27 protein-coding genes are annotated in these 24,046 nt (G+C 62.6%); 3 read left to right on the plus strand and 24 right to left on the minus strand.

Translation table 11 applies throughout. The features are described from left to right. Positions 1 to 49 precede the first annotated feature (49 nt). The 3 genes from RT614_RS17285 to RT614_RS17295 form a co-directional block, all read right to left on the minus strand. Positions 50 to 904, minus strand: coding sequence for a hypothetical protein (locus tag RT614_RS17285; RefSeq protein WP_313623352.1), 855 nt, complete (start codon positions 902 to 904; stop codon positions 50 to 52). Positions 905 to 1,171: 267 nt separating this feature from the next. Continuing rightward, the gene (locus RT614_RS17290; RefSeq protein WP_313623353.1) at positions 1,172 to 1,579 is read right to left on the minus strand and encodes a hypothetical protein; all 408 of its coding nucleotides are present in this window, start codon (positions 1,577 to 1,579) and stop codon (positions 1,172 to 1,174) included. A gap of 215 nt (positions 1,580 to 1,794) precedes the next feature. Beyond that, entirely contained in the window at positions 1,795 to 2,082 is a 288-nt protein-coding gene (locus tag RT614_RS17295; protein ID WP_313623354.1) for a hypothetical protein, read from the minus strand. A gap of 215 nt (positions 2,083 to 2,297) precedes the next feature. Here RT614_RS17295 and RT614_RS17300 point away from each other — a divergent pair, with 215 nt between their 5' ends. Continuing rightward, positions 2,298 to 2,876 (plus strand): RNA 2'-phosphotransferase, encoded by a 579-nt coding sequence (locus RT614_RS17300; protein ID WP_313623355.1) that lies wholly within the window; start codon positions 2,298 to 2,300, stop codon positions 2,874 to 2,876. A 233-nt stretch (positions 2,877 to 3,109) separates the two neighbouring features. On the opposite strand, the gene RT614_RS17305 is transcribed toward RT614_RS17300, so the two are convergent. The 8 genes from RT614_RS17305 to RT614_RS17340 all read right to left on the minus strand — a co-directional run bounded on the left by RT614_RS17305 (position 3,110) and on the right by RT614_RS17340 (position 7,478). Beyond that, the gene (locus RT614_RS17305) at positions 3,110 to 3,367 is read right to left on the minus strand and encodes a hypothetical protein (RefSeq protein ID WP_313623356.1); all 258 of its coding nucleotides are present in this window, start codon (positions 3,365 to 3,367) and stop codon (positions 3,110 to 3,112) included. A gap of 296 nt (positions 3,368 to 3,663) precedes the next feature. After that, entirely contained in the window at positions 3,664 to 3,804 is a 141-nt protein-coding gene (locus RT614_RS17310) for a hypothetical protein (RefSeq protein ID WP_313623357.1), read from the minus strand. 94 nt (positions 3,805 to 3,898) lie between these two features. Further along, positions 3,899 to 4,732, minus strand: coding sequence for a hypothetical protein (locus RT614_RS17315; RefSeq protein ID WP_313623358.1), 834 nt, complete (start codon positions 4,730 to 4,732; stop codon positions 3,899 to 3,901). A gap of 47 nt (positions 4,733 to 4,779) precedes the next feature. Continuing rightward, the gene (locus RT614_RS17320; protein ID WP_313623359.1) at positions 4,780 to 5,205 is read right to left on the minus strand and encodes an SMI1/KNR4 family protein; all 426 of its coding nucleotides are present in this window, start codon (positions 5,203 to 5,205) and stop codon (positions 4,780 to 4,782) included. 25 nt (positions 5,206 to 5,230) lie between these two features. Beyond that, a complete protein-coding gene (locus tag RT614_RS17325) occupies positions 5,231 to 5,518 on the minus strand; it encodes a T6SS immunity protein Tdi1 domain-containing protein (RefSeq protein ID WP_313623361.1) in 288 nt (95 codons plus the stop codon). Between the two features lie 241 nt (positions 5,519 to 5,759). Beyond that, positions 5,760 to 6,041 carry a helix-turn-helix domain-containing protein gene (locus RT614_RS17330; protein WP_313623362.1) on the minus strand — a complete coding sequence of 94 codons (282 nt, stop codon included), beginning with the start codon at positions 6,039 to 6,041 and terminating at the stop codon, positions 5,760 to 5,762. Further along, on the minus strand, positions 6,038 to 6,370 hold the full coding sequence (locus RT614_RS17335) for a type II toxin-antitoxin system RelE/ParE family toxin (RefSeq protein ID WP_409558489.1): 333 nt from the start codon (positions 6,368 to 6,370) through the stop codon (positions 6,038 to 6,040). The genes RT614_RS17330 and RT614_RS17335 overlap by 4 nt, the downstream gene beginning before the upstream one ends. Positions 6,371 to 6,635: 265 nt before the next feature. Beyond that, a complete protein-coding gene (locus RT614_RS17340) occupies positions 6,636 to 7,478 on the minus strand; it encodes an IclR family transcriptional regulator (RefSeq protein WP_313623364.1) in 843 nt (280 codons plus the stop codon). A gap of 167 nt (positions 7,479 to 7,645) precedes the next feature. Here RT614_RS17340 and RT614_RS17345 point away from each other — a divergent pair, with 167 nt between their 5' ends. Then, positions 7,646 to 8,638, plus strand: a complete 993-nt coding sequence (locus tag RT614_RS17345; RefSeq protein WP_313623365.1) for a tripartite tricarboxylate transporter substrate binding protein — start codon at positions 7,646 to 7,648, stop codon at positions 8,636 to 8,638. A gap of 65 nt (positions 8,639 to 8,703) precedes the next feature. After that, positions 8,704 to 11,055, plus strand: a complete 2,352-nt coding sequence (locus tag RT614_RS17350) for a cytochrome P450/oxidoreductase (protein ID WP_313623366.1) — start codon at positions 8,704 to 8,706, stop codon at positions 11,053 to 11,055. A gap of 72 nt (positions 11,056 to 11,127) precedes the next feature. Here the strand turns inward: RT614_RS17350 and RT614_RS17355 are convergent, their stop codons facing one another. The 13 genes from RT614_RS17355 to RT614_RS17415 form a co-directional block, all read right to left on the minus strand. Beyond that, positions 11,128 to 12,432 (minus strand): ABC transporter substrate-binding protein, encoded by a 1,305-nt coding sequence (locus RT614_RS17355; RefSeq protein WP_313623367.1) that lies wholly within the window; start codon positions 12,430 to 12,432, stop codon positions 11,128 to 11,130. A 36-nt stretch (positions 12,433 to 12,468) separates the two neighbouring features. Beyond that, a complete protein-coding gene (locus RT614_RS17360) occupies positions 12,469 to 13,593 on the minus strand; it encodes a zinc-dependent alcohol dehydrogenase family protein (RefSeq protein ID WP_313623368.1) in 1,125 nt (374 codons plus the stop codon). Between the two features lie 79 nt (positions 13,594 to 13,672). Next, positions 13,673 to 14,425: a glucose 1-dehydrogenase gene (locus tag RT614_RS17365; RefSeq protein ID WP_313623369.1), complete on the minus strand. Its 753-nt coding sequence runs from the start codon at positions 14,423 to 14,425 to the stop codon at positions 13,673 to 13,675. Between the two features lie 27 nt (positions 14,426 to 14,452). Continuing rightward, positions 14,453 to 15,889 carry an aldehyde dehydrogenase family protein gene (locus RT614_RS17370; RefSeq protein ID WP_313623370.1) on the minus strand — a complete coding sequence of 479 codons (1,437 nt, stop codon included), beginning with the start codon at positions 15,887 to 15,889 and terminating at the stop codon, positions 14,453 to 14,455. Between the two features lie 19 nt (positions 15,890 to 15,908). Next, positions 15,909 to 16,565, minus strand: coding sequence for an ABC transporter ATP-binding protein (locus RT614_RS17375; RefSeq protein WP_313623371.1), 657 nt, complete (start codon positions 16,563 to 16,565; stop codon positions 15,909 to 15,911). A gap of 3 nt (positions 16,566 to 16,568) precedes the next feature. Beyond that, complete coding sequence (locus RT614_RS17380) at positions 16,569 to 17,309, minus strand: ATP-binding cassette domain-containing protein (protein WP_313623519.1); 741 nt, start codon at positions 17,307 to 17,309, stop codon at positions 16,569 to 16,571. 2 nt (positions 17,310 to 17,311) lie between these two features. Continuing rightward, the gene (locus tag RT614_RS17385; RefSeq protein ID WP_313623372.1) at positions 17,312 to 18,292 is read right to left on the minus strand and encodes a branched-chain amino acid ABC transporter permease; all 981 of its coding nucleotides are present in this window, start codon (positions 18,290 to 18,292) and stop codon (positions 17,312 to 17,314) included. Next, complete coding sequence (locus RT614_RS17390) at positions 18,292 to 19,197, minus strand: branched-chain amino acid ABC transporter permease (protein WP_313623373.1); 906 nt, start codon at positions 19,195 to 19,197, stop codon at positions 18,292 to 18,294. Before RT614_RS17390 ends, RT614_RS17385 begins: the two co-directional genes overlap by 1 nt. A gap of 246 nt (positions 19,198 to 19,443) precedes the next feature. After that, complete coding sequence (locus RT614_RS17395; RefSeq protein ID WP_313623374.1) at positions 19,444 to 20,034, minus strand: DUF4340 domain-containing protein; 591 nt, start codon at positions 20,032 to 20,034, stop codon at positions 19,444 to 19,446. Beyond that, entirely contained in the window at positions 20,031 to 21,413 is a 1,383-nt protein-coding gene (locus RT614_RS17400; RefSeq protein ID WP_313623375.1) for a GldG family protein, read from the minus strand. Before RT614_RS17400 ends, RT614_RS17395 begins: the two co-directional genes overlap by 4 nt. Continuing rightward, positions 21,410 to 22,123, minus strand: coding sequence for an ABC transporter permease subunit (locus tag RT614_RS17405; RefSeq protein WP_313623376.1), 714 nt, complete (start codon positions 22,121 to 22,123; stop codon positions 21,410 to 21,412). Before RT614_RS17405 ends, RT614_RS17400 begins: the two co-directional genes overlap by 4 nt. Further along, positions 22,120 to 23,079 carry an ABC transporter ATP-binding protein gene (locus RT614_RS17410; protein WP_313623377.1) on the minus strand — a complete coding sequence of 320 codons (960 nt, stop codon included), beginning with the start codon at positions 23,077 to 23,079 and terminating at the stop codon, positions 22,120 to 22,122. Before RT614_RS17410 ends, RT614_RS17405 begins: the two co-directional genes overlap by 4 nt. Before the next feature lie 9 nt (positions 23,080 to 23,088). After that, a complete protein-coding gene (locus RT614_RS17415) occupies positions 23,089 to 23,946 on the minus strand; it encodes an N-acyl homoserine lactonase family protein (protein WP_313623378.1) in 858 nt (285 codons plus the stop codon). Between the last annotated feature and the right edge of the window lie 100 nt (positions 23,947 to 24,046).

Consider the following 24,046-nt stretch of genomic DNA (forward strand, 5'->3'; position numbering starts at 1 on the left):
TCCGCCCTCCTTTTTCTCAGACCTCTGGTTCCTCATATCCAATCAAGAATCAAGCGTCCCCGATGAGCCTTCTTGAACTATTGAGCAGCTCAAAATATTCACCAGCGTCTCGCGAGATGAACTCGTGCGGGAGAAGGCCAATTTGGTCAGATATGGACGTAAAAAAACCGAGGCTCGTAGACCTATCCCATTCTTTGAGTGAGTAGCGGGAAACAGTTGAGCCGCTCGTTAACGAAAAAGCTGCGCAATCCCCCTCCTCATTTCCTGGATTCGTATCCCAAAAATACATAGACCGCAGCACAACCTGATTTAGCTGGACCTCTGAAAGTGTGCCAACGAGCGCCTCCGTCCGCAACGCAGAAGTGAGCCACTTACCATGCCAAAGGGCATATCCTATGGCCTCTGTACGATAAATATCCGTTACATAGTCAGACTCATCCACCCCAAAAGAGCGCGAAGCCAACAAATCAGAAGGTCTCGAAAAATACGAATCTTTTGGCTGATACTTAACCAACTGCTGAAACGCGTGATATTGCCAGTAATAAATCGGGCCAATTGAAACCCATCCGACTGTCGCCTTGCCAAACCCCGGTGGATTGAAGGTCTTTACCATGAAACTCAATTCAAATGGATCAAACCACACGTCCGATGGCTGCGCGTTCAGGGGAGGCATTTTCGTCAAGTAACACGAAGAGGCCACCCATGGCGTCGGAAGTACCAACTCACCTACACATTCACCCTTTTCGAGATAAGTCGACAAGGCCTTCGCGTGAAGAGGCAAATTGTAGTGCTCCAGGGCCTCCCTTAAGGCCATTCCACTTGCTCCACTGCCACCCGCCCTCAAATAATTTATATATTTGACACACAAATCAATTAAGGCCTCCCCTCGATTATGCGCGTTCATTTATCGCCCACCCATTTCAAATGATTTAAATATCTAGCCCAGTCATCTTCCGTTTGCAGAACAACTCCAACTCCGAAGGGCTTTCCAGGCTTGAACTCAAGCTGCTTTCCGAGGCGGCGACATCACGCCTGTACACGGCATCAAAAGCATTAAACATTCCTCACCCCTGACAATGGACGGATAAACCTCAAACCACTTTTCGCGGCAACCTGTTATGCATGTTGATACGTAGCCAGATTAGGGGCCACCCCAGCACCAAATCGACCTTCACCCCGCGAGAATCTTCGCTTCAGTCCTCGTAACCAGATCTTCTGCACTACGCAGCGGAAATTCCTGTCCCTTCTGGCGGAAGAATTCGAACGCCATTGCATTCGCACCACGCAATGAATTTATGATGAACGCGAAGAATTCCCCACCATCAATGATCTTTCTAGACATCGCGACTTTGACAACCACACCTTTGTTCGCTCTTGAGCAATCTCCGTACTCCAAACCATCAAAATCCACATGAGCCAAAGAGCCAGAGACGACGAATACAGCATTGACCCACGGCGTATCGATCGCTTCGAGCCCGCCTCTAAACCCCCTAAGCGCTTTACTCGCTTCCATAAGGCTGCGGTTAACTTCGGAGACTTCAAGCTCTGGGCCGTGATATACCGCACCGATCGAAATCATGGTTTTTTCCTTGTACCGACGCGCTGACTGATGCATTAGAAACGCGCGAGCGTGCTCCCACGCCGATTCGAGCGCCGACACCTCGCGTCGTCCCAGTTGCTGTTACCGCACCATAGTTAGTGTTTGAGTCACCAGTGCTACTCGAGATCAAACCTCTGAGAACGGTTTTGTTCCAAACCTGGCGAGAATCGCCATCAATTCTCGAGTTGCCCATTTCACCTTTCCAGACCATCTTCATTCCAGAATTTCCATTCTCCGACCTCGCTTCCCCGATCGTAAAGCCCTTCGGCCGCTTTCTTGCCATTCGCGTGGAAATCGCACCAAGGACCATGTTCCGCGCAGTCTTGGTAGTGCCCCTCTGACGCCGCCTTTCCGTTCTCATGAAATGCAACGAACAGGCCATGACGGATCCAGCGAGAGCCATCATCAGCCAGGTACCGGGAGTATCGATATTGAACTTCTCCCGACTCATACATGATTTCGGCAATATTCAGGTCTGGCATGATTTCCCCATCGATAATGTAAAGTTGGAAGACTCAATCGGGCTCCTCCGCCGACCGGGATTCCTCACAAATTGCTGTCGACAATCCCGTAAATACAGGCAACACCGACTTCCGAATGCACGGCCGGAAAATCCCCGCGCGTATCGACGGGAGTTACGCGGCTCGCTCCCGGCAGCCGCCACCTTAACGGAAAATCCCCCGTGCCGGACATTGGCATGACTAGTCAGCTGCGATACAACAACGACATGAGCAACCAATACACTGAAACCAGCAAATTCCTCAGCTACGTGCTTCGACATAAACCGCAGGCCATCGGCATTGCTCTCGATACCGAAGGCTGGGTTGATATAGCGGCGCTGATTGCTGGCGCCGGACAATCGGGGCGGGCGCTCGATATGGCGTTGATCCGGGCCGTGGTCAGCAGCAACGACAAGAAGCGCTTCGCGATCTCGGGCGACGGTCTGCGCATTCGTGCCGTGCAAGGCCACTCCACCGAGGCTGTCGCCATTCAGCATGAGCCCAAGCAGCCCCCGGAGTTTCTGTATCACGGCACCGCGACGCGCTTTTTGGATTCGATACTCGCGGAAGGACTGCGAGCTGGCGAACGCCATCACGTGCATCTGTCGGAGAATATTGCGACCGCAACGTCTGTCGGCCGGCGTTATGGCAATCCGGTAGTCCTAAAGATCGAAGCCCTGCGGATGCACCGGCAGGGCTTCGGTTTTTTTCAGGCGGACAATGGCGTGTGGCTGACCGCGAACGTACCGAGCGGCTTCCTGGCGGTTGACTCTTAGCCGTCAACGACCTCGGCAATGGCTGCCCGCGTTGGCATTGGAGCTGGGGCGAAAGCCATCCGCAACACTTGGGACGTTCTCAACCAGTTCAAGCTTCGTATTGAACATGGCTCCTTGAGATAGAACCTGGACGCAGCAGAGCCGGCCTGCCGATCGGGGAGCGCGCCTTCACATCGCGCAATGCCGCCTAAGGCTGTCTGCCCCAAATATACGTCACGCTAAGCGCCCAATCGTCAATCAACAGGGTGCCACGGCACGCCCAACGCTTTTCTGATACGGATGTCCATCTCAACACTTTCGACGCCAACAATCGGCCTATCCGTTGTCAACAAAAATGCCCCTCCGTCAACTTCTTTGGTCAATTCACAATGGCCGGCCAGTCGCGACACCACCTCTGATGCCGACATCCCGAATGCACGAACACACAGATCATTATCAAAAAAGTTCGCAGGATTGAAACGGAAAACACCATCCCGACCATCTATATCCACGCTGCCTAAGCGACTAGCCAACACTATTCTATTCGTAGTCGTCTAGGTATAGATCGACATCTGTCACTACTGCCGCACGGTAGGCACCCAATGCATGCACGATCTCTAAAAAGAAGCCGGTACAAAACTCAATAAAATTAATACTATCAAGCTCAATTTTTAGCCAGATCGAATCATCAGATGTGGCTTGGTCCCTCATCATCCCAGGCACACGAGAGGCAAACAAAATACCCCCACCCATGCCTTCAACCAGAAATTTTGAGAGGCTTGTGACGGCACTCTCTCCGGTTCCCGGATCAAAAATACCTGCCCCCTTCTTTATACCTTTCAGAAAAAAAGCCGCCGATCTTGGAGAGTTTTTTTATTAAATTTAAATTTAAATCCGCCGCGCGCTCGGAAGCTTCTGCCCGCCGTCGAAATATCGCTTCAATTTTCATAGCCACCCCTATTTTCTGACCCCGGCAATTATATTACCCATTCATCCGATCAGTGTTGGATGCAATACATCAAGCATGACGCGCCGGACAACATTTACAAACAACAAAGATGGTTAGTCACAGTTATATATTCATCGGAAAAATGGTCCTCCAGTCGATTTCGGTTTAAACCGATGCTTTCGGCAACACAAGACACCATTCCAATTTCCGGATGGCGAAACCACTCATCGCACTCCTTTACTGAAATACCCCTCTTCCTCCCCCTGCCTGATCCGTTAATGACGGTACGCTTATCCTCCATCGCAACAGCTCCATCCCATACACTCAGGCCTTCAGGAAGAGCTTCAAGAAAAGCGCTCAGGCTCAAGTCTCTAGCCACGACCTCCATATCGAAATGTGAAACGAGCCCTCTCCCGTGCCAGGCGGCATAGGCTTTCGCTTCTTCATGGTAGACATTAACTACAAACTTAGATGAAATTTCCCCAAAGAAGCGGCCCTTCATAAAATCGTCAACTTCGCTAGCACCGGGGTACTTTTTCGGGACTTTCGCCAGTTTCAAAAATACTAGGTATTGCCAAATTCGCACGGGTTCCACGCTCACCCACACTACCCGTCCAGCTATCCTTGGAAAGACTCGGCTTTCCGTTCTAACGGAGAAATCAAGGCTGAGCGGATCAAACCAACGATCGTTGTGAGACGAAAGTTCTGGCAATTCAGTGGAGATGACGCACTGTTCACCCGGGAACCCAGGTAACCGGCTCGTATCGAGCTCCCCTCCCGTCTCATGGAAGTAGACATTCAGCGCTTCAGCATGCGCAGGCAATCCCGCTTTACCCAACGCAATAACAAGGCTCGAGCATTCCGCCTTGGCGAAGCCGCTTCTAATATAGAGAGAATATGCTTCACACAGCTGTATAAAATCATCCACTGCGCCGTTCCTTGGCCATTTTTAGCCAATTAAGATATCCAATTTCCTCACCACTTTCTCGGCAAGTATGGCGACTTCGGCCAGGAGATTTCTAGTATTTTATTTCTGATGAACGAGTGAAATGTGGGCGCTATTTCGTAGACTTCCTTACTAACTGGATCTATCTCCACAACCTTCCAATCACTGAGTCGAAATCCAGCGCAATATCCCTGAAAATCGTCTCCAAAAAGCAGAACATCGTAATCCCCACCGTTTGGCTCGCCAAATATCTCATCGCTCTCAACCAAGCCACCGTAAATCACATACGCGTAATTTCCCAATTTCCCCGCGCCGATTTCGAGCAGAAAATCAACGTAGTCTTTCGGCGGATTCAGATTGAAAGGGTTCACACCTAGCTGAAACCGGACTCTGATCAAATCATCAAACGGTGTGCCGCTTCCTTTCCGAGCGACTAGATCAAGATATGTATCCACGATTCCGTACTCTTTAGATTTGCACTCACGACGCTGGTTCATCCTTTAGCGTGATCGCCCCAATCGCTGTACCGACCGGAAGTCCCCGTGTGCGCGCTATCAACTGCGACGACACACACGAATACACATCTAGATCCGACAGTTCCAGATTCGAAATGTCGTCTTTCCCGCCCAAGAATAGCGGCAGTTTGTACCCCACACACTGATCGAATCTGGGCGCACAGCCTCCGCTAGCGATCCACTTTTTGAAAAAATTCTCGGCTAGCGCCGCTTCCGAGAGGTTGAGCAGCACGCCATTGTGAAATGTGAACATATTCCCGGGAACTTCGAAAGAATCGCCGGTTCCTGGTTCGAACAATACAACGCCTGCGAAAGTACCAAGGACTTGCTTGGCAGTTGCCGGCACAACAGGAAAGACGGCGTTGGACCTGAAGATTGGCTGATGAAACGGTTTGAACGGTATCGGGCGTTCTTGAGTAAGTATCCGGATTCCAGGGACGCGTTGGGGAAGCTGGAGGTGAGGAGGTAGGGGGAGCTGAGAGCGCCGTTAGCCGTCAGGCAGCTTCCCGCACCCGCATTTCGACGTGCAGACCAGCGGCCGCCGCCATGTTCACCAAGGCATCCAGGCCGAACAGGTTGATTTTTCCTCGCATCAGGTCGGAGACACGCGGTTGAGTCACCCCGAACAACCGGGCGGCCTGCGCCTGACTCATTTCGGCCTGCGTGATGTGATTCTTCAAGGCCATCATCAACACGGAGCGCAGCTTCATATTCTCTGCTTCCGCCGGGGTGTCTTCGATGGCGTCCCACACGCTGGCGTATTGTTGCTTGCTCATTGGTTCAGCTCCCTTAACAGGTCACGGTAACGCCGCGCAGCCAGGTCCAAGTCCGTCTTGCTGGTTTTCTGGGTCTTTTTCTGGAAGCAATGGAGCACGTAGATTGCCTTGGAAAACTTGGCGATGTAGATCACCCGGAATACGCCGGCGTCCCGAATTCGTATTTCCCGCACTCCTGGTCCAATGGTGTTCATCGGCTTCCAGTCGTCTGGCTCCAGCCCATGCTGCACCCGGTCCAGCTGATGGCCCGCGTCACGTCGGACCGCTAGTGGCAAGGCTCGCAAGTCGTCCAATGCACGGCCAAGGAACGCAACAGGCTTTGGCTCCATTACGACGCAATTATACAAATATTTGTATATCGCGCCGATCCGTTGTATTGAGCTGCGGCCGCAGCGACGCGCCGCTGAACGGACGCGAAGAAGGGCCCCCGCCCTCGCCAATAAATCGGCGCCTTCAAAACAACTGTAGACGCTAAGCGGATGTGTGGAGCTTCGATCATTTGTTTGCTCAGTCTGGTGATGAGCGACAAATGTCGCGAAACGCCCCCTTGCCGTCGATCAGGTTGGTCTGATACTGCGGGAACCCGGCGGGAATCTACCCCGCCACGTACCCCAACGCCACGCTAGCCGCCAACGCCTCCCTTTTCACCGCCTCCACCACCGCCCCATCCGCCGACACGTCAAACCCGCCCGTGGCCCCCAGCGCAGTCAACACCGCGCAGACCCGCCCGGTGTGGTCGTACAGCGGCGCCGACACGGCGCTGATGCCGCGCAGGTTCGTGTCTTTGACGGTCGCGCAACCCGCGGCGCGGACGTCGCGGCGTAGGGCGCCGATGGGGTCGTCGCGATCCAGCAGTGCGCGCTGATCGGCCGGCGCGCCGGCCAGCTCGGCCTCGGCCAGCGCTTGCACCGGCGCCTCGTCCAGCAGGCCCAGGAAAGCTCGGCCCGTCGCCGACCACAGCATCGACAGCACGGACCCCACACGCACGTTCACCGTGACCGGCAGGCCTGGCTCTTCGAAACGCACGATGGTCGGGCCCTTGTTGCCCATGACGGCGATGAAGCAGGTGACGGCCAGGCTTTCGCGCAGGCGGACGAGTGCGGGTTCGCCGATGCGCAGGGGGTCGGCCTGGCGCATGGCGGCCACGCCGACGTACAGGGCTTCGAGGCCCAGGTGGTATTGCTGGGTGGCGACTTCCTGGTCGACCAGGCCCTCGGCGATCAGGCTCATCAGGTAGCGGTGCACCTTGGCCGGGCTTTCGCCGACGTGGGCGGCCAGGGCGGTCAGGCTGGCGCGGCCGCCCAGGCGGGCAAGCCCCTTCAACACCGTCATGCCGGTTTCGGCGGCCTGCACCCGCTGGCGGCGTTCGCGCGGGCGGGCAAGCGGGTCGGCGGCGGATTCGCGGTCGTTTTCGGGCGGCAGGCGGACTTTGCTCATAGGGAAATGGGGCTCCGGAACAGGCGCCCGCAGGGGGTCATACGGACCCGAAGCCTGGAGCGGCATCAAGGTTAACCCTTCTTTAAAAATTACGCATTGCGTATATTCTTTACGCAAACGCAAACGAGGAATGCAATTTTGACATTCCACAAAGAGGAGACTTGCCCATGCGCAGCGTTAAACACCATGTCCTGGCCGGCCTGCTGGCCCTGTCCCTGCTGGCTTGTGCCAGCGCGTCCGCTCAGCAGCCGGCCGCCGCCAACTATCCGTCCAAACCGGTGCGTTGGATCGTCCCGTACGCCGCGGGTGGCGGGTCGGATTTCCTGGCGCGCAGCATTGGCCAGGGACTGACCGGGCGGCTGGGCCAGCCGGTCGTGATCGAGAACAAGCCGGGAGGCAACACCGCCATCGCGGCGTCGGAAACGGCGCGCGCGCCCGCCGACGGCTACACGATGCTGTCCGCCGACAACGGCACGCTGGTGTTCAACCCCGCCCTCTATAAGAAGCTGTCGTACGACCCGGCGAAGGACCTGGCGCCCGTCACGCTGATGGGGCGGTTTCCGATGATCCTGGTGGTCGGTCCGGCCATGAAGGTCAGCTCGGCCAAGGAATTCCTGACCGAAGCCAAGGCCCGCAAGGATGGGCTGGACTACGCGTCGGCCGGCGCGGGCAGCCCGCACCACTTGGCCATGGAATTGCTGAAGGTTGAAGCCGGCCTGACGCTGACGCACGTGCCCTATCGCGGCGCATCGCCCGCATTGGCGGACGTGGCCGGAGGGCAGGTTCCCGCGATGATGGTGGACCTGGCGGCAGGCGCCGGTTTCATCAACGGCGGCAAGGTGAAGGCGCTGGCGGTTGCCAACCCGACCCGGCTGCCGCAACTGCCCGACGTCCCGACCTTCGCGGAAATCGGCCTGAAGAACGTGGAAGCCGCCGCGCAGGTGGGCGTGGTGGTGCCTGCCGGCACGCCGAAGCCCGTAATGGACGCGCTGAACAAGCAGGTGGTCGACACCATCAATGACCCCGCCACGCGCCAGCGCCTGGTGGAGTTCGGCATCGAGCCCGTGGGCAACTCGCCCGCCCAATACGCCGACATGCTGACGACCGAACGCGCCCGTTGGCAGAAGCTGATCAGCGATCTGGGCATCACGCTGGACTGAGCCGCACCGGCCCGCAGCGCCACGGCGCGTTGCGGGCCCGCAAGACGAACACACGGAAGAACCGCATGAATCACGCACCCGCCTCCCCGACCGCGTCGGGCTGTCCCATCGACCACGCCGCGCTGGCTGCCGCGAAAAGCCCGACGGGCTGTCCCATCAGCGCGCGCGCCGCCGCGTTCGATCCCTTTGGCGACGGCTACCAGCAGGATCCGCCCGAGTACGTGCGCTGGGCGCGCGACCAGGAGCCGGTGTTCTACAGCCCGCAACTGGGCTACTGGGTGGTGACGCGCTACGACGACATCAAGGCGATCTTCCGCGACAACATCACCTTCAGCCCGTCCATCGCGCTGGAGAAGATCACGCCGACGGGACCGGAGGCCAACGCGGTGCTGGCGTCCTACGGCTACGCGATGAACCGCACGCTGGTGAACGAGGACGAGCCCGCCCACATGCCGCGCCGGCGCGTGCTGATGGATCCGTTCACGCCCGAGGAACTGAAGCACCATGAACCCATGGTGCGCCGCCTGACGCGGGAATACGTGGACCGCTTCGTCGACAACGGCCGCGCCGACCTGGTCGACGAAATGCTGTGGGAAGTGCCGCTGACGGTGGCGCTGCACTTCCTGGGGGTGCCGGAAGAGGACATGGACCTGCTGCGCCAGTACTCCATCGCGCACACGGTCAACACCTGGGGCCGTCCCAAGCCTGAAGAACAGGTGGCCGTGGCGCATGCGGTGGGCAATTTCTGGCAGCTGGCGGGCAAGATCCTGGACAAGATGCGGCAGGATCCTTCGGGCCCGGGCTGGATGCAATATGGCCTGCGCAAGCAGCAGACACACCCGGATGTCGTGACCGACTCGTACCTGCACTCCATGATGATGGCGGGCATCGTCGCCGCGCACGAAACCACGGCCAATGCCTCGGCCAATGCCATCAAGCTGCTGCTGCAGCACCCGCAGGCCTGGCGCGAGATCTGCGAAGACCCCAACCTGATTCCCAATGCCGTCGAGGAATGTCTGCGCCACAACGGTTCGGTCGCCGCATGGCGGCGCCTTGCCACGCGCGACGTGGACATCGCCGGCGTCGCCATTCCCGCCGGGTCCAAGCTGCTGATCGTGACGTCGTCGGCCAATCACGACGAAGGCCAGTTCGCCGATGCCGACCTGTTCGACATCCGCCGCGAGAACGCCAGCGACCAGCTCACGTTCGGTTATGGATCGCACCAGTGCATGGGCAAGAACCTGGCCCGCATGGAAATGCAGATCTTCCTGGAAGAGCTGACGCGCCGGCTGCCGCATCTGAAGCTGGCGGATCAGGCGTTCACCTACGTGCCCAACACGTCCTTCCGCGGGCCGGAACATCTGTGGGTGGAATGGGATCCGGCGCAGAACCCGGAGCGCGCCAATCCAGCCCTGTTGGATGGCCAGCACCCCGTGCGCATCGGCGAACCATCGTCGCACGCCATCACACGACCGGTCGTGGTGGAGAGCGCCATCCAGGCCGCCGACGGCATCCTGCGCCTGCGTCTGGCCTCGCCCGACGGCAAGCCCCTGCCTCGCTGGTCGCCGGGATCGCACATCGACGTGGAATGCGGCGATACGGGCCTGTCGCGCCAGTATTCGTTGTGTGGCGACCCGGCCGAAACCGGCGTCTTTGAGATCGCGGTGCTGCGCGAGGCCGATGGCCGAGGCGGATCCGCCTGGATGCACGCAAACGCCCGGACCGGCGCCCGCCTGCGCATCCGCGGACCGCGCAATCATTTCCGGATGGACGAATCCGCCGGCAAGCTGATCCTGATCGCGGGCGGCATCGGCATCACGCCGATCAGCGCCATGGCGCGCCGCGCGCGGGAACTGGGCAGAGACTACGAACTGCACTACAGCGGTCGTTCACGCCGCTGCATGGCGCTGGCGGATGAGCTGGCGGAACTGCACGGCGACCGCCTGCATCTGCACATCAAGGACGAAGGTGGACGCGCCGACTACGCGGCGATGCTCGGCACGCCCCGGGCCGATACGCAAGTCTATGCCTGCGGTCCGCAAGGGCTGCTTGACGCGCTGGCCGGCTGCTGCGCCGCATGGCCGGAAGATGCGCTGCGCGTCGAACACTTCCACTCCACGCTGGGAACCCTGGATCCGTCGAAGGAGCAGGCCTTCGAGGCGGTGCTGAAGGATTCGGGCATCGTCATCATGGTGCCGGCCGACCAGACGCTGCTGACCGCGCTGCGCGGCGCCAACATCGACGTCCAGAGCGATTGCGAGGAAGGCCTGTGCGGCTCTTGCGAAGTGCGCGTGCTGGAAGGCGACATCGACCACCGCGACGTGGTGCTCACGCGCGCCGAGCGCGAGACCAACAGCAAGATGATGGCCTGCTGCTCGCGGTCGTGCGGGGGGAAGAAGGTAGTGCTGGAGCTGTAAAAAAAATGCCCCGGCGATTCACGCCGGGGCCATCCCTGCACCACACACTGCTGCTTGCTCAATCCGTCCCGTTCAGTTCGGGAACACCTTGATCTGGTCGCTCTTCAGAACTTCTGGCGTCAGGCTCTTTTCGATCCAGCCCATCGACGTGTCCGTCACCCCCGGCGTCACCAGCTCGGCCGGCACGATCGTGATGTCGGCCAGCACCTTGAAGGGGTACTTGTCGCTCTTCTTGGTCACGCCGAAGAGCTGCGCTTCCAGGGCCTGGCCGTCGGCGCGGTGCATCTTCACTTCGCGGCCGTAGCCCTTGAAGCTGACGTCATGCATGGCGGCGGCCACCTGTTCCGGCGTGGGCCAGTTGCCGCCGTTGGCCTTGATGGCCTTCTCGTAGCCCGCCTTCAGCCCCTGGATGCCCTGCACCATGTGATAGACGGAGTAGATCGGATAGGCGCCCGTCTTGTCGTGGAACTTCTTCACGAAGGCCTGGTGCTGCGGATCGTCCTTGGTTTCCGGATGCAGGAAGTAATGATCGCCGCGCGCGCCGACCAGCACGCCCTCGGGCAGTGCGTTGCCCAGGCGTTCCAGCGAGCTTTCCGCCAGCGACAGCACGAAGGTGGAGTTCTTGAACAGGTTGCGCTGCGACGCCTGGCGCACGAAGTTGTCCAGGTCGCCGCCCCACGACGTAGACACGATGACATCCGGGCGCAGTGCCTGCAGGCGGCTGATTTCCGTGGAGAAATCCGCGGCGCCAAACTTGGGGAACATCTCGGCCACGACCTTGACGTCGGGCTTGAACTTCTTCAGCGCGGCCAGGAAGATGTCCCGCGAATCGCGGCCCCAGGCATAGTCCTGGTTGACGATCGCGATGGTCTTGAAGTCGGGCTTCACCTTCATCAGGTACAGCACCTGCGCCACCATTTCGGTGGTGGCGTTCGCCTGCGTGCGCACCACGTATTTGTAGTTCTTGCCTTCCAGCGCCTTCTCGGTGCCGCAATCCCACAGCACGTTCAGGACTTTCAGGTCTTCGGCCACCGGCGCCACGATATTGCAGTGGCCGCTGGAAATGGCCGACAGCATGACGCGCGTGCCGCCTTCCGCCAGGCGGCGGTATTCGGACAGCAGCTTTTCACCGCCGCCGCCTTCGTCGATGTAGCTGGGCACGATCTTCACGCCGTCGATGCCGCCGTTGGCGTTGATCTCCTGGATCAGGATGTCGGCCGCGTCGCGGGCTGGCACGCCGAACACCGACGCCGAGCCCGACAGGAACGTCGAGATGCCGACGTTCAGTTCCTTGGGCTTGTCCGCGGCGCCCGCGATGGCGGTCAGACCGGACAACAGGGTGGCGCCCAGCAAGGCCGCCAGTCTTGAGGTTTTCATGGTTGTGTCTCCAGTGTTGTAGTCGGGTCTCTGCCCTTAGAAAACGATGGCGTCGCGAAGGCTGCCGCCGGTGGCGAGGTGATCGAACCCCTCGTTGATCTGGTCCAGCGAAAAGGATTGGCCCATCATCCGGTCCACCGGCAAGCCGCCCGCCTTGTACAGGTCGATATAGCGGGTGATGTCGATGGCCGGCACGCCGGAACCCAGGTAGCTGCCCCGGATCTCGCGCTCTTCGCCCACCATCTGCGACAAGGACAGCGGGAAGCTGAGCTTGGGATTGGGCAGGCCCGAGGTGACGGTGGCGCCGCCGCGGCGGGTCAGCTTGTAGGCCGTTTCGAACGCGGGCACGGCGCCCGCCATGTCGAAGCCGAAGTCCACGCGTCCGCCGGCCAGGTCCATCAGGTCGTCGTCCGACTTCACCTGCTTCGGGTTGACGGTGTGGGTGGCGCCCAGTTCTTTGGCCAGCGCCAGTTTTTCTTCGCTGAGGTCGACGGCCACGACACGGCGCGCGCCAGCGGCCACCGCCGCAAGCAAGGCGCTCAGGCCCACGCCGCCCAGCCCCACGATGGCGGCCGTGTCGCCCATCTTGATGCGAGCGCGGTTGATGACGGCGCCCGCGCCCGTCAGCACGGCGCAGCCGAAAAGCGCGGCCTCGCGATGGCTGAGTTCGACGTTGACCTTGACGCAGGACCGCCGCGACACCACGGCGTACTCGGCAAAGCACGACACGCCCGTATGGTGATTGATGTATTCGTCGCCGATGTGCAGGCGGCGTTCGCCGCCCAGCAACGTGCCTTTCGTGTTGGCCACCGCGCCGGGTTCGCACAGCGCCGGCCGGCCTTCCATGCAGGGGTTGCAGCAGCCGCAGCTGGGCACGAACACCATGGCGACGTGATCGCCCGCCTTCAGGTCCGTCACGCCGGGGCCGGTCTCCACGACCTCGCCGGACGATTCGTGGCCCAGCACGATGGGCACCCCGCGCGGACGGTCGCCGTTGATGACCGACAGGTCCGAATGGCAAAGGCCCGCGGCCTTGATCCTGACCAGGACCTCGCCAAATCGGGGCGGATCCAGCTCGATGTCTGCAATGGTCAAGGGCCGGGTCTTCGCGTAAGGGCCTTCCACCCCCACTTCCCGCAATAACGCCGCTTTGATTTTCATGCGCCTTCATCCACAGAAAGAGATCTGGACCGGGCTGGCCCGGAATGCGGGACCACCCGGACCCGCCGGCCTGGAAGCCTTACACGGTGCGCCCGCCGTCCACCGGGAACTCGACGCCGGTGATGAACTCGGCGGCATCGCTGGCCAGGAACAGCGCGGCGGCGGCCACGTCGGACGGCTGGCAGAAGCGTCCCAGCGGAATGGTCGACACGAACTTGGCGCGGTTCTCGGGCGTGTCCGGCAGCCCCATGAAGAGCTCGAACATGCCGGTGATGCCCATCACCGGGCAGATGGCGTTGACGCGGATGCCGTCGGCACCGAGCTCCACGGCCATGGACTTGGACAGCACGTTGACCGCGCCTTTGGACGCGTTGTACCAGCTGAGCCCGGGGCGCGGACGGATGCCGGCGGTGGACCCGATGTTCAAAATGACGCCGCGCTTCTGCTTGCGCATCACCGGCACCACGGCCTGCGCCATGTGATAGATGGACTTCACGTTGATGTCGAACATCCGGTCGAACATGGCCTCGTCCACGTCCAGCATGGGCTGGTTCTTGTGTGTGATGGCCGCGTTGTTCACCACGATGTCGACCGAGCCGAACTTATCCAGGCAGGCGCGCACGGCGTTGTCGATGTCGGCCCGGCTGGACACGTCGGCCTTCACGGCCAGCGCGGCGGCGCCAACCTCGGCCGCCACGCGATCGGCCGCCTCCTTATTGATGTCGGCGATGACCACCTTGGCGCCTTCCTTGGCGTACAGCTTGACGATGCCCTCGCCGAAACCGCTGCCCCCGCCCGTGACGATCGCAACCTTGCCTTGCAACTGGCTCATTTTCTGTCTCCGTATGATGCGTGGCGATCATTCGCCATAGAACTGAATCAGGGTCTTGGTCGTGCTCATTTCTTCCAGCGCGATGAAGCCCTTCTCGCGGCCATGGCCGCTTTTCTTCACGCCGCCGAAAGGCAGCTCCACGCCGCCGCCCGCCCCGAACCCATTGATATAGACCTGGCCGCACTTGATGCCGCGCGCCACGCGTTGCTGGCGTCCACCGTTCTCGGTCCAGACCGCGCCCAGGAGGCCGTAGTCGGTGGCGTTGGCCAGGCGAATGGCCTCGGCCTCGTCCGCGAACGGCAGCGCAACCAGCACCGGCCCGAAGATTTCCTGGGTCAGCAGATCGCTGTCATGGCTGTCGGCGCTGAACAGCGTCGGCTTCACGAAGTAGCCGCCCTTGGGCACGCCGTCGGCGATGCCGCCCTCGGCCGCCACCTTCAGGCCTTCGGACAGGCCCTTGGAGATGTAGCCATTGACGCGGTCGTACTGCGCCTTGTTGACGACGGGGCCGCAGGTCAGGTCCATGTCCGGCGTGCCGGCGCGCACCTTCGAAAACTCCTCGCCCAGCGCTTTCATGAAGTCGGCGTAGATGCCCTTCTGCACCAGCAGGCGGCTGCCGGCCGTGCAGGTCTGCCCGGTGTTGTGGACGATGCCCTTGACGATGGCGGGAATGGCCAGCTTGTAGTTGGCGTCGTCGAACACGATGTGGGCCGACTTGCCACCCAGTTCCAGCACGCACTTGACCGCATTGACGGCCGCTGCCTGCTGGATCAGCACGCCGACCTCGTTGGATCCCGTGAAGGTGATGAAGTTGATGCCGGGGTGCCGCGACAACGCCGCGCCGGCCTCTTCGCCCAGGCCGGTCACGATGTTCAGCGCGCCCGCCGGGAAGCCCACTTCCAGCGCCAGTTCGGCGACGCGGATGATCGACAGGCACGCGTCTTCGGCCGGCTTGACGACGGCGGCGTTGCCCATGGCCAGCGCCGGCGCCACGCTGCGGCCGAACATCTGGGCGGGGTAGTTCCACGGAATGATGTGCGCGGTCACGCCCAGCGGTTCGCGGATGAGCTGCACCGAATAGTCTTTCTGGAACGGGATCGTCTGGCCGTGCACCTTGTCGGCGGCGCCGCCGTAAAACTCGAAATAGCGCGCCAGCACGGTGATGTCGCCGCGCGCGGTGGACATCGGCTTGCCGGTGTCGCGCGATTCAAGCTGGGCCAGCTCTTCGTGGTGCGCCAGCACGCTTTCGCCCAGGCGCAGCAGCAGCCGGCCGCGTTCCAGCGCAGTCATCTGGCCCCAGCCGCCGTCCAGCGCGTCGCGCGCCGCCTGCACGGCCGCGTTCACGTCGGCCTGCTGGCCGCGGGGAATCGTGGTGAAGACTTCGCCGTCCACCGGCGAGACCACCTCGATCGTGCGGCCGTCGTGCGCGTCGACCTGGCGGCCGTTGATGATCATCTGCGTCATTTCAGTTGTCTCCGGGATATCAATTCAGCGTGATCGAGCCGCGCTCGATCGTCCATATCTGGTCTGGGATGTCGCCCAGCAGCTTCACATTGGATTCGGTGATCACCACGCACAGCTCGGGCTGTATCTCCTTCAGCCGGCCCAGCGCCTCGGTGTAGTCGCGCGCCAGCTTGGGCGCCAGCCCCTGGAACGGCTCGTCCAGCATCAGCAGGCGCGTGCCCACCATGACGGCGCGCGCCAGCGCCACCATCTTTCCCTGCCCGCCGGACAGGGCCGACCCGGACCGCTTCAGCATGGGTTCCAGCTGCGGCACCACCTTCAGCACCGTGGCGATGCGGGCGTCGATCTCCGTCTTGGATTGCCCCTGCACCTCGCAGGGCAGCGAGAGGTTTTCCTCGACGGTCATCGTGGGGAAGATCACCCGGTCCTCGGGTGCGTAGCCGACTTTCATCGCCGCCCGCTTGTAGCCGGGCAGCGCCGTCAGGTCCGTGCCGTCGAAGGCGATCTTGCCGGAACGGATCCGCGTCAGGCCCATGATGGTGCGCAGCAGCGTCGTCTTGCCCGCGCCGTTGCGCCCGACGATGCCGATGGTCTTGGATGCTTCGAAACTGGCGTTGACGTCGCGCAGGATGCGATTTCCCGCCAGGTCGACGTTGATGGCCGATAGATTCAACATGGTTCAGGCCCCCAGCACTTCGCTTCTGATCTGCGGATTGTTCAGGACGTCTTCGGGCGACCCGTCGGCCGCGACCTTGCCCGCGATCCAGGCCGCCACCCGCGTGGCATAGCGCGACACAATGTCCACGTCGTGCTCGACGAACCAGCTTGTCACGCGGCGTTCGTCCAGCGCGTGCATCACGGTCTCCATCAGGCCGAACTTGTCTTCGGACGCCACCCCGCTGGTGGGCTCGTCCATGATCAGCAGCTTGGGCTGCAGCGCCAGGGCCATGGCCACGTCCAGCAGCTTGCGCTTGCCTTCCGGCAGCTCGATGCAGGCCTCGTCGGCGTCGGGCAACAGGCCCACCAGATCCAGCGTGGCGTCCACCTCGCGCGCGTCGATCGTGCTTTCCAATGACCGGAACCAGCTCAATTCCTTGTTCCGCCGCGCGGCGGCGATCTGCACGCACTGGCGCACGGTGTGCTCGGTGAACAGTTGCGGCAGCTGGAACGAGCGCCCCATGCCCAGCCGCACGATCTTGCGCGGCGCCATGGCGGTGACGTCCTTGCCGTCGAAATAGACCTTGCCCTTGGAGGGCGTGAGGTACCCCGTGCAGATGTTGATGAACGTGGTCTTGCCCGCGCCGTTCTGTCCGATCACCGCCAGGCGTTCGCCCTCGTGCAGCTCGAAGTTGATATTGTCGGCGGCCACCACGCCGCCGAAGGCCAGGTAAAGGTCGGTGGTTTTAATGAGGGGTTTCATCATCAGTTCCTCGCCGGCGCCTGCACGGGAGCCTGCGCGCGGCGCTGGGCGCGCTCGCGCGACTTCATGCGCTTGGTGATCTGGCCGACAAAGCCCGTGGGGAACATGAAGATCACCAGGATCAGCGTGAGACCCAGCAGGAACTGCCACAGCCCCGGAAAGTAGGCGGCGGAAATCAGCTTGACGGATTCAAAGCCCACCGCGCCCAGGAACGCGCCGGCGGCATGGCCCGCGCCGCCCAGGATGGTGATGAAGACAAACTCGCCCGACCGCAGCCACGACCCGATTTCCGGCGTGACCAGTCCCTGCATCAGAGCCAGGATCCCGCCCGAGAATCCCACCACCACGGCCGACAGCAGATAGCCCTTCCACATGATGAAGTAGGCGGAAAATCCCAGGTATTCGATACGCGTTTCATTGGTCTTGATGGCCGACAGCGCCTGGCCGCTGCCTGATCGGAAGTAGCGCTGCACCCACCACGCCAGCACCAGCGACAGGACCAGCGTCAGCACCAGCAGCGCGCGCTCGAAGGATTCGCGCTCCATCACGATGCCGGCCATGGTGGGACGCACGATGCGCATGCCGTCGGAGCCGCCCGTCAGCGTGTACAGCTTGCCCAGCAGCGCAAACAGCACCATGCTCAGCGCCAGGTTCAGCATGCCGAAGAAAATGCCGCGGTAGCGCACGACGAACAGGCCGATGATCACGGCGGACACAAAGCTGGCCACGACGCCGGCCAGGATCAGCACCAGCGCATCCAGGCCGGGCACGGCCTTGGCCAGAAAGGCGACGGTGTACGCCGAGATGCAGGCGAACATCGCGTGGCCGAAAGAAATCTGGCCGGCGCGCGCCATCACCGATACGCCCAGCGCGGCGATCGCGTAGGTCAGCCCGATGACGATCGGCGTGATGGTCCAGGAATAGGTATAGCCAAGGAACAGCGTGACCAGCGCGGCCAGCAGGCTCAGGACAGGCACTTTCATCAGATCGTCCTCGCTTGGGCCACGGTGAACAGGCCGTGCGGCCGGATGATCAGCACCAGCACCATGATGATGTAGGGCACCGCCACTTCCAGTTCCGGCGCGGCGTACACGGCGATGGCGCGGATGATGCCGATCAGCAGCGCCGCAATCAGCGCGCCGGTGATCTGGCCCAGCCCGGCGGTGGCGACCACCGCGAACGACAGCACCGTCATGTCGGTGCCAGCCCCCGGCACCAGCGACGTCGTGGGCGCGGCCAGGGCCCCGCCCAGGGCGCCCAGGATGGTGGCGATGACAAAGGTGACGTAGCCAATCTTCTTGGCGTTGATGCCCAGCGACGTCGCGACCTCGCGGTTATGCGTGGTGGCCACCGTCTGCTTGCCCAGCTTGGTGTGGCGCAGGAAATATTCCAGGCACACGTAGGCCAGCAACGCGGTGACAGGCACCACCACCAGTTGGTAGGTGGTGTAGGTGATGTCGCCGATTTCGATGTTGCCGAGGCGATTCACGACCTCGCTGGCGCTGTAGGGCTGCGCGCCCCACAGCATGCGCTGGATGTCTTCCAGCATCAGGAAGCCGCCGAAAGTGATCAGGAGTTTGAGGATGGGGTCGTAGTTCTGGGCGCGGCGGATCAGCACGAATTCCATGATGCTGCCCAATGCCAGGCCCACCGCGATGGCGGCCACGAACAAGGCCGCGAACAGCAGGACGGGAGAGTCGGTCTTGGGCGCCAGGAACATGACAAGGCTGGCTGCGGCATAACCACCGAAGGCGTAGAAGGCGCCGTGGGCGACGTTCAATATGCCCATCACACCAAACACCAGGGTTAACCCCATCGATACCAGGAACAGCAGACTGGCGTACGCCACGCCATCCACCAAGGCGAGAGGCAGTAGATCCAAGGTCAAGCGTCTTCTCCCAATACGCTGAGCACGGACGCGGCGTTCTTCATGCGCCGCGCGGCGTGCGGGCTTGCGCCCTGGACGCGCCCGGCGCGTCCTTGTCTCGTTATCAACCTGTCCGTGCCCCCGCCGCCGTGCAGGCGAAAGAGGCCGGAAGGCCCTTTATTCCAGGGGGTTCGCCAGCCCCGCTCCGGCGCCGGGCAGACCCGCCTGTGTATGTGTGCGAAGTATAGGTAGCGGTTTATCGGCCAGCTATTTATCTTTGTGCAAGGCGGGTTTAACAAGCGATGGAGTGACCGCGGACGGTGTGTCGTGCTGCCCTGCCGCCGCCAGCGGCGCCCGGGTTTGATAGTCCGGGATAATCCGGATCTGCGCCTCGTCCGGCAGGCGTACATAACGGCCTAGGCCATCCGGCGCAAGCGCGCCGACGTCCAATTGGGCAAGCCTCGCGCCCGCTGCGTCGCGCACGTCGATGCGCATCTGCGGCGGCGCCAGGCCATAGGTCTCGCCAGACTCCGGGGTCAGGATGCGATCGCTGCGGGCCTGCGAGAACAACGCAACGAAGTCGGCCACATCGAAGCCCTGCGCCGCGCCCGGCGGCGATGCAATCCAGCCCTGCGAACCGCGCGTCAGGTCCACCGAACCGGCAGGCGTGGCCAGCGTCACCCGCGCGGCCTGGTCCGCATTCCAGGCGTAAAGCCTGGCGGGCTTGCCGCTGTCGTCATGCAGGTGGGTATGGCCATGGTGGCCGCCCGGCGACTCCACGGCCTCGTGCCACTGCCACGCGGACAGCGCGACGCCCGCCGCCAGCAGCAGGGGCCAGACAGCGCGCGCCGCCTTCAACGGCGCCTCCACCACAGCAGCAGTCCGGTCAATAGCGCCAGCAATGGCAACGCCACCGTGCTGGTCCAGAACACCGCGCGCATCTGGCGATTGGTCAGTTCGACGCGGCGGATCTCGTAATGGCGGGGCCGGATCGTCAGCAACGCGTCTTCGCCGGCCAGCAGGGTGACCGCATTGGTGAACAGCGCGCCGTTGCCCAGCGTGGCGAAATGCCGGTTGATCGCGAAGTCGCTGTCGCCCACGACCAGCAGCGTGGGACGCGCGGCGCCGTCGTCATTGGCGGCCTGGCCGCTGCGCGTGGCCAGCGCCATCAGCGTGTAGCGGGAAGGCGGCCGTCCGGGCGGATGCGCCTCGGCGGATGTCTGCGCCAGTGGCGTCACCACGACGCCGGGCGGCAGGGCATCGCCGGCCGGTTCCAGCCCCGCTGCGCCCGGGAAGAAGCTGAGCGGCAGGCCCCGCGTCATCTTGTGGCGCGTGTAGTCGCTGACAGCCGGACTGCCAGGGTCGTTGCGGTAGTGGCTGCCCGGGTCGGCAAGCGGCCCTTGCGCCAGCGCGATACCGAAGTCGGCCAGCAGATCGTCCAGTCCGTGCGGCGTATCGGGTTCCAGCAACAACAGCGTCTTGCCGCCCGCCTGTGTCCAACGGCGCAGCGCCGCTGCGTCATCCTTGCCGAACGCCGTGCGCGGCCCGGCCGCCACCACCACGGCGCAGCGCGGCAAGGCCTGCGCCAGGCTGCCGGCGCTGACCGCGCGCGTGGAAAAGCCCAGCGTCTGCAAGGCGTTGCGCGCCATCGCCATGCCATGCTGCTCATGCACTTCCACGCGCGCCACCAGGTTTTCGTCGCCGTCGTGTTCCTCCAGGTCGTCCAGCGACGTCAGGCTGTCCAGCGTGGCCTCGCGATGGCCCTGCGTGAAGCAGACGGTCTGCGCGCCGTTCTGGCTGATACGGATCAGCGCGTTGGTGAAGTCGGTCTCGGTGCCGCCGTTGATCGTGGTCTTGCGATCGCCCGAAGCCAGCACCGCGCTGCCGGCGAATTGGATGCCGGCAGCCCGGGCCTCCGCCGGCCGCAGCGCCGGGTCCACGGCGCGCACGCGGATCAGCGGATTTTCGCGTTCGTACTGGCGCAGCAATTCAAGGGCATCGACCATGCTCTTGTTGCGCAGGTCATAGAACCAGGTCACTTCCACGGGCTGCCGGACCTGGCGGGCGACCTCCAGGCTTTCCGGCGCCAGGCTGTAGACGCGCTGTGCGGTCAGGTCGATGCGCCCCAGGTTGCGCGCGGTCCACAAGTTCAGCGCCAGCAGCAACGCCGCAACGGCGATCACGGGCAGCCACAACGAAAGGCGCCGGCCGGCGCGGCGCAACAGCGGGCGGCTCATCGCAGTCTCCAGCGCTTCAGGTTGACGGACGCCACCATCAGCGCCAGCAAGGCCACGCTGGCCAGCGTGACGGTCGCGGGCCCGGGCAACACGCCGCGGATGAAGTCCACGTGCTGGGCGGACAGCGACAGCGCCTGGAAGAACGGCGACAGCGCCGGAAAGGTATCCAGCGCGGCCGGGTAATCGATGAACCACAGCAGCACCAGGATGCCCCACGTGGCGCTGGCCGCCACGATCTGGTTCGAGCAGGCGCTGGACACCGCGATGCCGATGGCCAGGAACAACGCCCCGTACAGGAATACGCCGATGTAGCCGCCCATGATGGGCCCATAGTCCGGCTCGCCGTACCAGGCCAGCGGCAGCACCGCCGACATCGTGCCCGCGAGCATCAGCGCCAGCATGGTCAGCCCGGCTGCGAACTTGGCCGCTACCAGCGTGAAGTCCGACAGAGGCAGCGTCAACAGCAGTTCCAGCGTGCCCTGCCGCGCTTCCTCGGCGAAGGCGCGCATGCTGACCAGCGGCATCACCAGGATGAGCAGGATGGTCATGTTGTGAAACGCGGTGACCATCTGTCCCGTGCTGACGAAGAACAGGTTGAAGCTGAACAGGTATCCCGACAAGGCCCAGAACACCGCCACCACGACCAGCGCCACGGGCGAGCCGAAGTCGGTGCGCAACTCTTTGCGGTACAAGGCCGCGAATCCTTTCATGCCCGCCTCCGCATCTGGGGATCGTTCGGCGCCAGCGCCGCCAGCAGGCGGGCCTCCACCGCTTCCTGCGCCGGCAGCACGGCGCGCAATTGCGCATGCGCCAGCGCCGCGCGCATCACGGCGTCGCTGGCGGCGGCGCTCGCGGCCGGGTTCTCCCAGGCGATGCGCCACTTGCTTCGCTCTGCATCCAGGACCGCGACATCAACCGTTCTGACGCCCGCGCAGGCGTACAGCGCGGCGCGCAGGGCTGCGTGCCCGGATAGCGGCAACGCCAGCTCCAATTGCAGCGCGGCGCCGGACTCGTGCAGCACCGCGTCCTGCACCAGTCGCCCCTGGCGCAGGATCGCGATGCGCGAGCACAGCGCCTCGACTTCCTGCATCAGATGGCTGCTGAACACCACCGCGCGCCCTTCGGCGCAGCGCCGGATCATCGCGCGCGCTTCCACGATCTGCACCGGATCCAGGCCGTTGGTGGCCTCGTCCAGCAACAGCACCGGCGGATCGTTCAGCACCGCCTGCGCCAATCCCACGCGCTGGCGCTGGCCTTTGGATAATCGCCCGATCACCGAGCGCGCCACGCCCTGCAGGTCGAATCCATCGATGGCCCGTTCGATCGCCTGGCGCCGCGCCCGGGCGCCGCCCTGGACTTTGACGCCGGCGCCGAATTCCAGGTACTGCGTCACGGTCAGCGCGTCATACAGCGGCGCGCGTTCGGGCAGGTAGCCGATGTCGGCATTGCCGCGCCCCGGCGCCGGCTCGCGGCCGCGGATCGTGATGCGCCCGCTGTCGGGCGTATAGAAGCCCGCCATCAGGCGCAGCGTGGTGGTCTTGCCGCTGCCGTTGGGCCCAAGCAGGCCCAGGATCTCTCCCGGCCTGACGGACAGGCTGAGAGAGTCCAGGACCTGGCGCGGGCCGAACGACTTGCAGACCTCTTGCAAGACAACAGCGGGCTCCATGGCGCGCCTTCAGTCGAAGACTTTGGTCTTGGCGTTCTGCGCGTGCTGCTCCGCGTCATGGCTATACCAGAGCTGGCCCTGGCGCGCGTCGCGGATCTGCTTGAGGCGGTCGATGGCCAGCATGGACGCGGCGGTGTTCCAGGTGATGCCCGGAATGACGCCCGCCTCGTTTTCGCCGGTGTAGATGGCGTCCGCGGCCAGCAGCACCGTGCCGGTTTTCGGCAGCTTTACCTGCAGCGATTGGTGGCCCTGCGTATGGCCCTTGGTGTCCAGCAGCACGATGGTGCCGTCGCCGAACAGGTCGAAGTCGCCTTCCACCTGGATGAAGTCATAGTCGCGCGTGGTGTCGAAATCCTTCATCACGTAGGCGGCGCGCTGGAATTTCTCGGGCCACCAGGCGGCGCGCAGCTCGGCCTTCTGCACCACGTGCTTGGCCTTGGGGAACATCTTGATGTTGCCGGCGTGGTCAAGGTGGAAGTGCGAATACACGACGTACTTTACGTCGCTGACGTCAAAGCCTGCCGCCTTCAGTTGGCGGTCGATGACTTCGTCGCGGCCCTGGATGGAATTGAACGCGCCGCACAGTCCCTGCCCCCAATAGTTGGCGCAATTGCCGTCGGCGGTGGCCTGGTTCATCCCGGTGTCGAACAGCACCAGGCCGCGCGGATGCTGAATCACGTAGGCTGGCACCGGAATCTTGATCTTGGTGCCCACGTCCACCATCGCGGTCATGAAGCCCTTGTCCAGCTCGATCTTGCCCACCGACAACTGCATCAATTTGATATCGGGCGGCGCGTCGGCCGCGTGTGCCCAGCCGCCCGCCATCATCGCCACTGCCCCAACCATCGCCTTCCAGCTCTTGCTCATTGTTGTCTCCTCGGACCAACAGGGGGAAGCCGCAGCCAGGCGGCGGCGGCCGATCAGCAAGCTCCCGGTGTATCCCGGGTTCACATCGTCGACAGGGTGC

This window comes from Achromobacter sp. (assembly GCF_032102605.1).
Taxonomy (GTDB): domain Bacteria; phylum Pseudomonadota; class Gammaproteobacteria; order Burkholderiales; family Burkholderiaceae_B; genus Achromobacter.

Bases quoted from the DNA above. Each gene is read 5' to 3' on its own strand.
- RT614_RS17285 (WP_313623352.1), bottom strand. From the start codon at position 904: ATGAACGCGCATAATCGAGGGGAGGCCTTAATTGATTTGTGTGTCAAA.
- RT614_RS17290 (WP_313623353.1), bottom strand. From the start codon at position 1,579: ATGATTTCGATCGGTGCGGTATATCACGGCCCAGAGCTTGAAGTCTCC.
- RT614_RS17295 (WP_313623354.1), bottom strand. From the start codon at position 2,082: ATGCCAGACCTGAATATTGCCGAAATCATGTATGAGTCGGGAGAAGTT.
- RT614_RS17300 (WP_313623355.1), top strand. From the start codon at position 2,298: ATGACTAGTCAGCTGCGATACAACAACGACATGAGCAACCAATACACT.
- RT614_RS17310 (WP_313623357.1), bottom strand. From the start codon at position 3,804: ATGAAAATTGAAGCGATATTTCGACGGCGGGCAGAAGCTTCCGAGCGC.
- RT614_RS17325 (WP_313623361.1), bottom strand. From the start codon at position 5,518: ATGTTCACATTTCACAATGGCGTGCTGCTCAACCTCTCGGAAGCGGCG.
- RT614_RS17330 (WP_313623362.1), bottom strand. From the start codon at position 6,041: ATGAGCAAGCAACAATACGCCAGCGTGTGGGACGCCATCGAAGACACC.
- RT614_RS17335 (WP_409558489.1), bottom strand. From the start codon at position 6,370: ATGGAGCCAAAGCCTGTTGCGTTCCTTGGCCGTGCATTGGACGACTTG.
- RT614_RS17340 (WP_313623364.1), bottom strand. From the start codon at position 7,478: ATGAGCAAAGTCCGCCTGCCGCCCGAAAACGACCGCGAATCCGCCGCC.
- RT614_RS17345 (WP_313623365.1), top strand. From the start codon at position 7,646: ATGCGCAGCGTTAAACACCATGTCCTGGCCGGCCTGCTGGCCCTGTCC.
- RT614_RS17350 (WP_313623366.1), top strand. From the start codon at position 8,704: ATGAATCACGCACCCGCCTCCCCGACCGCGTCGGGCTGTCCCATCGAC.
- RT614_RS17355 (WP_313623367.1), bottom strand. From the start codon at position 12,432: ATGAAAACCTCAAGACTGGCGGCCTTGCTGGGCGCCACCCTGTTGTCC.
- RT614_RS17360 (WP_313623368.1), bottom strand. From the start codon at position 13,593: ATGAAAATCAAAGCGGCGTTATTGCGGGAAGTGGGGGTGGAAGGCCCT.
- RT614_RS17365 (WP_313623369.1), bottom strand. From the start codon at position 14,425: ATGAGCCAGTTGCAAGGCAAGGTTGCGATCGTCACGGGCGGGGGCAGC.
- RT614_RS17370 (WP_313623370.1), bottom strand. From the start codon at position 15,889: ATGACGCAGATGATCATCAACGGCCGCCAGGTCGACGCGCACGACGGC.
- RT614_RS17375 (WP_313623371.1), bottom strand. From the start codon at position 16,565: ATGTTGAATCTATCGGCCATCAACGTCGACCTGGCGGGAAATCGCATC.
- RT614_RS17380 (WP_313623519.1), bottom strand. From the start codon at position 17,309: ATGAAACCCCTCATTAAAACCACCGACCTTTACCTGGCCTTCGGCGGC.
- RT614_RS17385 (WP_313623372.1), bottom strand. From the start codon at position 18,292: ATGAAAGTGCCTGTCCTGAGCCTGCTGGCCGCGCTGGTCACGCTGTTC.
- RT614_RS17400 (WP_313623375.1), bottom strand. From the start codon at position 21,413: ATGAGCCGCCCGCTGTTGCGCCGCGCCGGCCGGCGCCTTTCGTTGTGG.
- RT614_RS17405 (WP_313623376.1), bottom strand. From the start codon at position 22,123: ATGAAAGGATTCGCGGCCTTGTACCGCAAAGAGTTGCGCACCGACTTC.
- RT614_RS17410 (WP_313623377.1), bottom strand. From the start codon at position 23,079: ATGGAGCCCGCTGTTGTCTTGCAAGAGGTCTGCAAGTCGTTCGGCCCG.
- RT614_RS17415 (WP_313623378.1), bottom strand. From the start codon at position 23,946: ATGAGCAAGAGCTGGAAGGCGATGGTTGGGGCAGTGGCGATGATGGCG.